Origin of the sequence: Microcoleus sp. S28C3, from assembly GCF_036700785.1 — a bacterium.
GTDB lineage: Bacteria > Cyanobacteriota > Cyanobacteriia > Cyanobacteriales > Microcoleaceae > Microcoleus > Microcoleus asticus.
Genome location: NZ_JAUBPO010000043.1, coordinates 48,764 through 59,989, shown reverse-complemented (window position 1 = coordinate 59,989; position 11,226 = coordinate 48,764). Strand labels below are relative to the sequence as shown.

The window sequence follows — 11,226 nt, the reverse complement described above, 5'->3', positions numbered from 1 at the left end:
ATACGTCAATATACTTACACACAGAAAATCATTTAGGATTGCTCTAGATATAGAAAATCATTTAGGATTGCTATAGAAGTGAAATCGTAAATTCTGTACCGCAACCTAAAGTCGCTCTCACTTCTAGCACACCGCCGTGTTTCTCAACCACAATCTGCCGTGCGATCGCCAAATCGAATCCCGTGCCTTTACCCACACCTTTAGTTGTAAATAAACGATCGCATATCTTTTGTTTTACCTCTCAACGGGCGTAGCAGTAAGATGCTTCTTTAGGATCTAATATAGCTGATAGGAATTTCGATCGCTAACTCTGTACCATCTCCAACTCTAGAATTACAGGTTAATTTACCGCCATGTTTTTTGACAATACCATAGCTAACAGATAAACCCAAACCTGTACCGCTACCCACTGGTTTAGTTGTAAAAAATGGATCGAATATTCGGGATTGAATATTCGCCGGGATACCGGCACCATTATCAGTGATTTTAATTCTAACCCTGTCTTTTTCAATGAATTCAGTCTGAATCCTGATTGCAGGGTTTTTATCTGTTTTATTAATTGATTGAAGTGCATCAATAGCGTTACTGATAATACTCAGAAATACTTGATTTATCTCACTAGCATAACAAATTACATTGGGCAGATTTCCATACTCTTTAATAACTTGTATTTCTGATTTGCCATCGCTCAGTCTTAAGCGAGTTTGTAAAATTAGCAAAGTGCTTTCAATTCCGGTATGTAAATCTACTGCTTTCATGTCGGCTTCATCTAAGCGGGAAAAGTTACGCAAACTCAGGATAATTTGGCTAATGCGATCGCTCCCTACTTTCATAGATTCCAGAATTTTAATTAAATCTTCCCAGATAAATTCTAAATCCATTTCTTCTATTTTCGCTTGAATTACTTTACTGGGTTCAGGATACTCTTGTTGATAAATATTAAGTAAAATAAGCAAATCTTTGACATAATCCTCTATATGTGCAACATTACTACGAATAAATGTTACTGGATTGTTGATTTCGTGAGCAATCCCAGCTACCAGTTGACCCAGAGATGACATTTTTTCGCTCTGAATTAATTGTGCTTGGGTTTGTTGTAAGTTTTTAAATGCTTGCTCTAAATCAAAAGCTTTTTGGCTTAAATCTTCCGTTTTTTGCGCTACTTCTGCTTCTAAGCTTTGGGAATATTTCTCTATTTGTTTATATAAACGAGCATTATCAATAGAGCTCGCCGCTTGAGCTGCGAGCATCTGGATAATTTCTACTCTATCATTAGTAAATGCTCCCACTGTTAAGTTATTTTCTAAGTACACAATACCGACGAGTTTTCCTTGGCGAATAATTGGAGTACATAAAACTGATTTAGGTTGATGAGCGATAATATAGCGATCGCCTGCAAATTGGTCGGCTGTACTTAAGTTGTCAAAAACAGCCGTCGCTTGAGTTCGTGCCACCGCATAAATCAAACTATGAGGAATTTCTTGATATTCTTCCAGAGGAATTTCTAATATTTTTGTCTGCTTTTGTGCGGCTTGAGCGACAACTAACCATTGTCGGTCTTGGCGAAGCACTAAACAGCCGATTTCTGCTCCCCCATTCGCAAGCATAATCTGCATCAAAGTGGCTAACAGTTTCTCTAATTCAATTTCTTGTGAAATGGCTTGTGCCGCCATCATTACTGCTGGAAAATCCCACCATAAATTCTCGCTACTACTGACGCTAGTTAGGCTTCCCATCCAGTTCGGGTTGATGGTTGTCCCAGATGTGAGGACAAAGTTAGCAGGTTGGAGAATAGCTTTCAGTAGTTGTGGATAGTGTTGTTCTAAATAAGCTACTTTAGCTTTTGCATCCCAACGGGAATAACAGTAATAAGCCTCAATCATGTAAGATTGTGCAACTTTTTCTTTCCCCCTATCTAAGTAGAATTTGGCAGCTAGTTCGTTTGCTAAACCTTCTTCTTGGATATAACCATTTTCTTTGGCTTCTGAAATGGCGCGATCGTACCAATCTCCAGCTTCATAATTCTTGCCTAAAACACGGCATTTTTCTGCTTCTACTAAGTCAACTTTATGTTGGTGATTCATCGGGGCCTGGTGTGCCCATTCAGCCAGAGTGGTTTGATGGGTTTCTGCCAAAGCGAGAGTGTTCGCTTGCTCAATTTCTGACTGCGTAGAGCAGAGTGCTAAGTAGGTTAACCCGGCATAGAAATGGAAAACCGGAGTATGAATCATTGCTGACGCTACCCTCAAATAGAGGCTTGCTTGGGAAATGTAGTCTAGGGCATTGGTGTAGTTACCAAAGAGATAGGCAAGCATTAGTTTGTAGTTATAGGCAATAGCGAGTGCAGTAAGCTCACTATTCTGATTGTGCTGAGGAAACATCACGGTTTCATCATAAGCCTGACCGATTAACAAATCCGGTTGATTGACAATTTCCCTCAAGTTCCGCACCGTCTGTTGTGTCATTTTCACGTAAAACAGAGGAGAATATTGCTTCACAGTCGTTAAGACAACACAGTAATTTTCTATTTCTGCGTGCCAATCATCAAGCTCGACTCCAGAACAAAAATTATTATATGAATAACTACTGACGCAGTAGCCAGCATTGAGAAAATCACCTGTTTCCATTCCGACTAAATAGCCTTGTTTCGCCGTTGGGATTGCTGCCCTCAGTGGTTCTTGACGATGCTGAATAAAACAGCCAAACCAAAGTAAAGTGATACATTTAAATTCTGGCCAATTCAACTGATTGAGTAAGCTCAGTGCTACTCGCCCAAAGCGATAACCTTTTTCTACTTCTCCGAAAAAACCAGACAGCACAATGCCATAGCCCACATACCCGATTGTTGATGCTGGTGCATTGCCAAATTGAAGTGATAGACTGACCATTGTGGCACAAAGCAGAGGCTGCAAAGCAGGATTTGCCATAAAAATAGCCGGAAACAAGATGCCTAACAATTGCATCGCCGCGATTGTCCGAGGATCGCTCATCACAGGAAGGTTAACCAGTTCCTCAATCTGTTTGCCCTCCAGTTGGTTGGCAAGGTTTTGTAATGCAATGCGTGTCAATGCTTCGTCAGTTTCATAGGGGAGTTCAATCCCCAATTGTGCTAGGGCATTGGTGCCGATCGCGATCGCTTCTAACATCTGACTTTGAGTTGTCAGTGCGTTGATTTGAATCTCAAATATTTTGACTTTATCTAGTATTGTTTTGGCCGATCGCAAAACCTGCGCTGCCATTTCTTCCATGCCATTAAAATCGGCATTTAAGTAAGCCGTTTCAGCCGCAGCCACATAAAGATTCAGGGTTAATTCATACTGAGTTTGCCAACAGTTTTCTGTGAGTAACTCCAGCCCTGTTTTCACAAAATTTCTGGCGCCTGCATAAGCTGTTGAATTTCGGGCTTTATGTCCGGCTGCTAAGTTCAATCTGGCTAACGCTTCCCGTTCCTCTGCTTGAGCCATGAACTCAATTCCTAAATTCAAATGCCCGACAATATCAAACAGCTTTTCCTCTTTTTCTATTTCTGATAAGTTTTGTTGGAGTAGTTGCCCAATATGGTAATGAGTCTGCTGTTTTTCCTCGTCAGGAATCAATGAATAAGCCGCTTGTTGGACGCGATCGTGTAAAAATCGATAAGTCGGATTAGCGGAATCATTGAAAACTTCCTCGCTATCAGATTGGGTATAGAACTTATAGATTTTGGTAGTAGGAATTACCAAACCTTCCTGCAAGGCTTTCCATAAAGCTGTTGCGCTACTTTCTGGTGATTTCTCACTGACAATTGCTAAGGTATTCAAATCAAACTGCGCCCCAATACAAGCCGCTAGTGTGAGACTCTCCTGAGTTTCTCTGGGCAATTTCTGTAATTGCAATGCCATGAATTCAACGACATCATCAGTAATTGCTAAGGCCTTCACTTGGGCAAGATCGCATTGCCAATATTGAATCTCGCAATCAAAGCTAATTAACTTGTCATCATGTAATGCTTTGAGAAACTGGGTCGCAAAAAAAGGATTACCTTGAGTTTTTTGATAGACCAATCTTGTTAAAGGCTGGGCTAGAGATGATTCACAATTCAGTGTATCTGCCACTAACTGATTCATATCCGGTTCCCTTAACGGTGGTAAAGTAATTGTATTCACCGTTGCCCCTGTTTTGACAATTTCATCCACTGTTAAAATGAATGGATGTACGGGGGAGACTTCACGATCTCGATACGCACCTAATATTAATAGATACCCCACATCTTGCATCAATAAGTTAAGCAAGTTCAGTGATGCCGAGTCGGCCCATTGCAAGTCATCTAAAAACATGACTAACGGATGTTCTTTACTGGTAAAGACTTGCACAAATTTTTGAAACAGGAGATTAAAGCGATTTTGGGCGGCTGTTCCTGATAATTCAAGGGTGGGTGGCTGTTTACCGATAATATTTTCTAACTCAGGAATTACGTCTATTAAGACTTGTCCGTTGTCTGCTACTGCGGTTAATATCTGGCTTTTCCATGTTTCTAATTGCCCATCTGATTCTGCTAGCAATTGCCCCATTAAATCGCGGAATGCTTGCACAAATGCCGAAAAGGGAATGTTGCGCTGAAATTGGTCATATTTCCCTTTAAGAAAATAACCCCGTTGCCGCACAATTGGTTTATGAACTTCGTTGACCACTGCGGTTTTTCCAATCCCTGAAGAACCCGCAACGAGCATCATTTCTGCTGCACCTTCGCTGACTCTTTCAAAGGCTTGTATGAGCGTTTGTACTTCGGTTTCTCGTCCGTAGAGTTTGTCGGGGATGATGAAGCGATCGCATACATCCCGCGTTCCTAACTCAAAACTTTCAATGTTTCCAGTTTCTTGGCACTGCTGCAAACACCTTTCTAAGTCATGTTTCAATCCCAAGGCACTTTGATAGCGCTTTTCGGCATTTTTTGCCATCAGCTTCATCACCATATCCGAAACCACCTGCGGAATTTCTTCGCTATTTATTGAAGGAGGTTGTTTGGCAAGATGGCAGTGAATCAACTCCATCGGGTCGTCACATTCAAATGGCAGTTTTCCTGTCAGCAGTTCGTAAAAGGTGGCCCCCAGAGAATAAAAGTCTGTGCGGTAGTCTATGCCTCGGTTCATTCGTCCAGTTTGTTCGGGAGAAATATAGGCGAGGGTTCCTTCTAAAACGTTGGGATTGTGAATTTCTTGAGTTTCTCTCGGCAGTAGGGAGGCGATGCTAAAGTCAATCAGTTTGACTTGTTTAGTTTCCGGATGTATTAGCACGTTCGCTGGCTTAATATCTTTGTGGATGACTCGATGCCTATACAGTCCGTCAAGGATTTCAGTTATTTGAATGGCGATCGCCAATATTTCTGCTAAAGCCCGCGTAGGTGCTTCACCGAGCCGTCTTCGGCATCGATCTTGGGCGTATTGCCGTAGAGAAATGCCACCAAAATCCTCCATCACTAGGGTATAGCTGTTGCGGTAGGATTCCAGACTGTAAGGTTCAACGACTCCCGGCAGACGTAGATTTTTGGCGATGGTATACTGGTTGCGGAATTGCAGCAGTTCGCTGAAACTGGGATAGTCTCGATTTAATAGTTTAATGACAACTGGAAGCCGATCGATTTCTCGAATGGCTCGATAAACCACGGTTTTAGAACCACTGTACAGTTGCTCGATTAGACGGTATCCGGCAATTGATCTGGTCAAATCTATACTTGCATTCATTTTGGCTCTCCTAATCTCAAATATTGACTGCTAACAATTAATGTGCGCCTCTATTTGTAAGGGTTAAAGGCGGCGAACGCATAATTAACTTCATCCGTTTGTAGGCAATGAGATCGTAAACTCCGTCCCTTCTCCTAATACAGAATTTACCTCAATTGTACCGCCGTGTTTCTCAACTACAATCTGCCGCGCGATCGCCAAACCCAATCCCGTGCCTTTACCCACACCTTTAGTTGTAAATAAGTGGTCAAAAATATGACCTTGTATCTCATCTGATATCCCTGGCCCGTTGTCAGAAATGCGAATCGTCACCCACTCAGAAGACTGTGTTTCTGTGCGAATCGTAATGCAATGGGCTGGGGCTTTAATCTTCTCTAAACTCCGTTCTCGATTTGATTCTTCCAGTGCATCAATGGCATTGGCTAATATATTCATAAACACCTGATTTAATTGTCCGGGGAAGCAATCAACTGATGGCAAGTTCCCGTACTCTTTCACAACTTCAATAGCGGGACGCTGTTCGTTGGATTTCAATCTGTGTTTGAGAATCAAAATCGTACTGTTAATTCCGTCATGAATATTGAAAGGAACTTTGTAATCTTTGTCGGCTCGGGAAAAGGTACGAAGACTGGTGCTGATACCTTGGATGCGATCGCACCCGATTTGCATCGAATTCAACATTTTGGGTAAATCTTCTAAGAGATATTCGATATCGATATCTTCAGCTTTTTCTTCAATCTCCTCGCCCGGACTGGGAAATTTTTCTTGATAGAGCTGCAAGTATTCTGTAAGATCTTTGACGGCAGCGATCGCTTCATGGATATTCCCAGAAATAAAACCGACTGGATTATTAATTTCATGGGCTACCCCGGCTACTAAATTACCCAAAGCCGACATTTTTTCGCTCTGTACTAATTGCAGTTGAGATTGTTCAACCTGGTAGGCATAATCCTGCGCTTGCTGATACAGTCGCGCATTTTCTAGGGAAATGGCAGCCTGGGTGCAGAGGAAGTTGAGAACGAGGAGGCGATCGCTCGTAAACACTCCTTTGGTCGAGCGATGTTCCAGATAAAGTATCGCAACTAAGTTCCCCCGATCGAGTATCGGAGTACACAGCATACTCTGAGACTGATACTGGAGCGTACAGTCATTCATTAAACCCGGAATATCGGTTTTTCCGCCTTCAATAACGACTGTGTGCAGGGTATTTTTGACATAATAAATCAGCTTAAGCGGAATCCCCACAGAGTTATCCAGAGGTTGGGTTTGGAGTATGGTTGTGGGTAACTCGTTATCTGGATTGATGTGAGTTATTGCCCGGATTTGCCATTCATCCCGATCGGGGAGTAGCAAAGCACAAGTTTCTGCCCCTGAAGTTTTTAAAATAATTTGGTTGAGGCTACCGAACAATTCATCAAGCTGAATTTTACTGGATAAAGCTTGAGCAGCTTGCACAATAGAGGCGAAATCAAGGGCCTCAGAAATACTCGTGCTGCTGGTGCTGGAAGTCTGCGAAGAGTGGCTAATCGTTGCTAGCGTCTCTAGAGGATTAAAGCGAAGTTTGGGCTGATTCAGGATGGGATGAAGTAATTGGGGATAGCGTTGTTCTAAGTCTTCAACCTTGGCTTTAGCTCCCCAACGGGCATAACAGTAATACGCCTCCTGCATATAGCTGGCGGCGACTTTTTCTTTGCCCCATTCCCAGTAGAATTTTGCTGCGAGTTCGTTGGCTAATCCTTCCTCTTGGATATAACCGTTTTCCTTGGCTCCTTGAATTGCTAAATCGTAAAATTCTAGAGCTTCTTTTTTGCAATTGAGGAGTTGATGCTTTTGGGCTTCAACTAAATGATATTTGTGCAAGTAATTCATGGGCCCATAATCTGCCCAATCTTTGAGCTTGGCTTGATTTTCTTCGATTCGCTGCCATCGCGGCTCTGACTCCGACATCGATTCAGGCGGAGTGGCCAGCACGTTCAGAGAATCATAGAAGTAGAAGATCGGTTCAACGATACTTCCCATCCCTCCCGCCAAATAATGTCGCGTTTGAGCGGCATCGTGTTCTGCTTTAGCAAAGTCTTCCAACCAGTAATTCAATGTGAATCGATACAAGTAGAAGAAGGATAGTCGGTAAAAATCGACTTTGGCTTCAGCCAGGACTTTTTCTTCATAGGCATCCTGGCGTAAGGGAATTTCGTCCTCTGACTGACCCAAGAGAATTTGAGCCGCCTGCCAGTACGCCAACACACAGTTTGCTGCTGTGACTTGGTGGAGGTCGCACAACTGTTGGTAATAGGCGCGAATTTGCGGTTCGAGTTCAGCGAGCGGTTGACCGTACCAATAAGCATTGAAACAGTACAACTGGGCGTCGTAGCCCATAAATTCTAGATTTCCTGTTTCTAATCCAGCTTGATAGCCATCGAGAAGAATGGGCAGCGTTTCTTGCAGATGGATCGTCCAAGAACCCACATATGCCCCCATTAACATGGCGGTTGCGGCTCGAATGTTTTTGGCATCGGGTTCTAAGGCGAGTTGGTATCCTAATTGCCCAAACTGAGGCACCATTGTCATGTCGCCCCACAGCATCCTCAGTTGGAAGGCGTAACCCACGTAGCAAAAAGCTGAAACCGGACTATTGCCGAATTGGATCGACAACTTAACCTGGAGTGCCACGACCAGGAAATAAAGCTTGGTGCCGGACATATAACAGACGGGTGTTAGGCGAGCCGCATTTTGCATAATGGCGAGTTGCTGAGGATCGCTCATTTTCGGCAGATGAAAGAATGATTCAATAGAGCGACCTTCAATTAAGGCATCAATTTCTTGCTTCAACTGCCGAATATCGTCTAAGGTTGGTTCATTCGGTAGGTTTACGCCTAACATTTGGAAGACTGATTGACCGATCGCGATCGCCTCGACAAATTTATTGCGGGCTACTAATGCCTGGATTTTGACTTGATAAACTTGGACCTGTTCTAAAGGTGTTTTCGCATGATGAATCACCGCTTCAATCCACTGGTGCATCTGCTCAAAATCGCCGGCCAAAAAAGCCACCTCAGCAGCCAAGTCGTACAGAGATAGGGTCGTTTCATACTGTTCTTGCCAAGCGTCTGTTCCTAGCAGTTTCAGGCCCACTGTGGCATATTCGCGGGCCGCTTGATAGGCAGTTGCCAATCTCGCTTTGCGGCAAGCAGTTAGGTTGAGTTGAGCGAGTTCCTCCCTTTCCTGCCGATCCGCAACCAGTGTGGTTCCATAGTTCAACTGATTGACTAATTCAAAAATGCGTTCTTCTCTGGCTTCTGCTGAAATTTGTTGCAGGAGTAATTGCCCGATGTGATAATGGGCGATCGCGCGATCTTCTTCCGGAATCAAAGAATAAGCTGCTTGCTGCACGCGATCGTGCAAGAATCTATAAGAAACTGTTTGAGAAGTAGCGCGATCGATATTTTCTTCTTCCCCTACATAAAATTTATAAACCTCACTCTGAGGTAAAACCAAACCTTCCTGTAAAGTTTTCCACAATGCCGTTGCCGTTTCCGTCTCCGAAATTTGCGAAACAATTGCTAATGTTGTCAGATCGAACTGATTGCCAATGCAAGCGGCTAATTTTAAAACAGACTGAGTTTCAACAGGCAATTTCTGTAACTGCTGCGCCATGAATTCAACTACATCATCCGTCAGTGCTGCTTCTGTAATTTTGCTAATATCGCACTGCCAATATCCTTCTTTAATATCAAAATTAATCAATTCATCTTGATGCAATGCCTTGAGAAACTGCGTCGCAAAAAATGGATTTCCTTTTGTCTTCTGATACACTAATTCCGTCAGCGGTTCTGCTAACTTAGGATCACAATTCAGCGTATCTGCTACTAATTGATTCAAACTGGTTCGAGCCAGAGGTGCAAGTGTGATGGTATTGACAGTTGCCCCTGTTTTAGTGACTTCATCTAAAGTCAACATCAAGGGATGGGCAGCCGAAACTTCATTGTCTCGATAGGCTCCAATTAGTAGCAGGTGACTGGATTGGGATTCACCTACGAGCAACTGCATCAACTTTAAAGATGCCGAATCCGCCCATTGTAAGTCATCCAAAAACATCACTAAGGGATGCTCTTTTGTGGTAAAGACAGAGATAAATTTTTGGAACAGCAAATTGAACAGATTTTGAGCAGCTATCCCTGATAATTCTGGGGCTGGGGGTTGTTGTCCGATAATCCGTTCTAGTTCGGGAATGACTTCAATAATGACTTGTCCGCTGTCACCAATGGCTGCTAAAATTTTGGTTTTCCATGCTTGGAGTTGCAGATCGCTTTCACTGAGCAATTGTGTCATTAAATCGCGGAATGCTTGCACAAATGCCGAAAAGGGAATATTGCGATTGAACTGGTCAAATTTACCTTTACTGAAATAGCCATGCTTTCGGACAATGGGTTTGTGAACTTCATTGACTACAACGGTTTTTCCGATGCCGGAAAAGCCTGCAACGAGCATCATTTCGCTGTTCCCTTGTGCTACTCGTTCAAAGGCTTCTAAAAGTTGCTGTATTTCTCGTTCTCGACCGTAAAGTTTTTCGGGAATCAGGAAGCGATCGCTGATGTCGTGCTGTCCTAACTCAAAAGTTTCAATGTTTCCAGTTTCTTGGCACTGCTGCAAACATTTTTCTAAGTCATGCTTCAATCCCAAGGCACTTTGATAGCGCTTTTCAGCATTCTTTGCCATCAGCTTCATCACCATATCTGAAAGCACCTGCGGAATTTCTTTGCTGTTTATTGAAGGAGGTTGTTTGGCAATATGGCAGTGAATCAACTCCATCGGGTCGTCACATTCAAATGGCAGTTTTCCTGTCAGCAGTTCGTAAAAGGTGGCCCCCAGAGAATAAAAGTCGGTGCGGTAGTCGATGCCTCGGTTCATTCTTCCGGTTTGTTCGGGAGAAATATAGGCTAGGGTTCCTTCTAAAACGTTGGGATTGTGAATTTCTTGAGTTTCTCTCGGAAGTAGGGAGGCGATGCTAAAGTCAATCAGTTTGACTTGTTTAGTTTCCGGATGTATTAGCACGTTCGCTGGCTTAATATCTTTGTGGATGACTCGATGCCTATACAGTTCATTGAGAATGTCAGTTATTTGAATGGCAATTTCTAAGATTTCTGCCAGAGTCAGCGAGCGCTCTTGGGCGTAGTCGCGCAGAGAAATGCCGCCAAAATCCTCCATTACTATAGCATAGCTGTGGCGATAGGACTCCAAATTGTAGGGTTCAACGACTCCAGGCAGACGTAGGTTTTTGGCGATCGTATATTGGTTGCGGAATTGCAGCAGTTCGCTGAAGCTGGGATAGTCTCGATTTAATAGTTTAATCACAACCGGAAGCTCGTCTGTTTCTCGGATGGCTCGATAAACTAGGGTTCTCGAACCGCAGTATAATTGCTCAACCAGATGATATCCGGAAACTCGGTTTGTCAAATCCACTGCTGCACTCATCTGGATTACTCCTTCTCAGACATTGACTATTGTA

The 11,226-nt window shown here is 43.2% G+C and carries 3 protein-coding genes; all 3 read right to left on the bottom strand.

The window, feature by feature from the left end:
• Nucleotides 1-70 precede the first annotated feature (70 nt).
• Nucleotides 71-226: an ATP-binding protein gene (locus tag QUA13_RS14805; protein ID WP_333199615.1), complete on the bottom strand. Its 156-nt coding sequence runs from the start codon at nucleotides 224-226 to the stop codon at nucleotides 71-73.
• 43 nt (nucleotides 227-269) lie between these two features.
• Nucleotides 270-5,720, bottom strand: coding sequence for an AAA family ATPase (locus QUA13_RS14800; RefSeq protein WP_333199611.1), 5,451 nt, complete (start codon nucleotides 5,718-5,720; stop codon nucleotides 270-272).
• A gap of 90 nt (nucleotides 5,721-5,810) precedes the next feature.
• Nucleotides 5,811-11,192, bottom strand: a complete 5,382-nt coding sequence (locus QUA13_RS14795; protein ID WP_333199609.1) for an AAA family ATPase — start codon at nucleotides 11,190-11,192, stop codon at nucleotides 5,811-5,813.
• Nucleotides 11,193-11,226 lie beyond the last annotated feature (34 nt).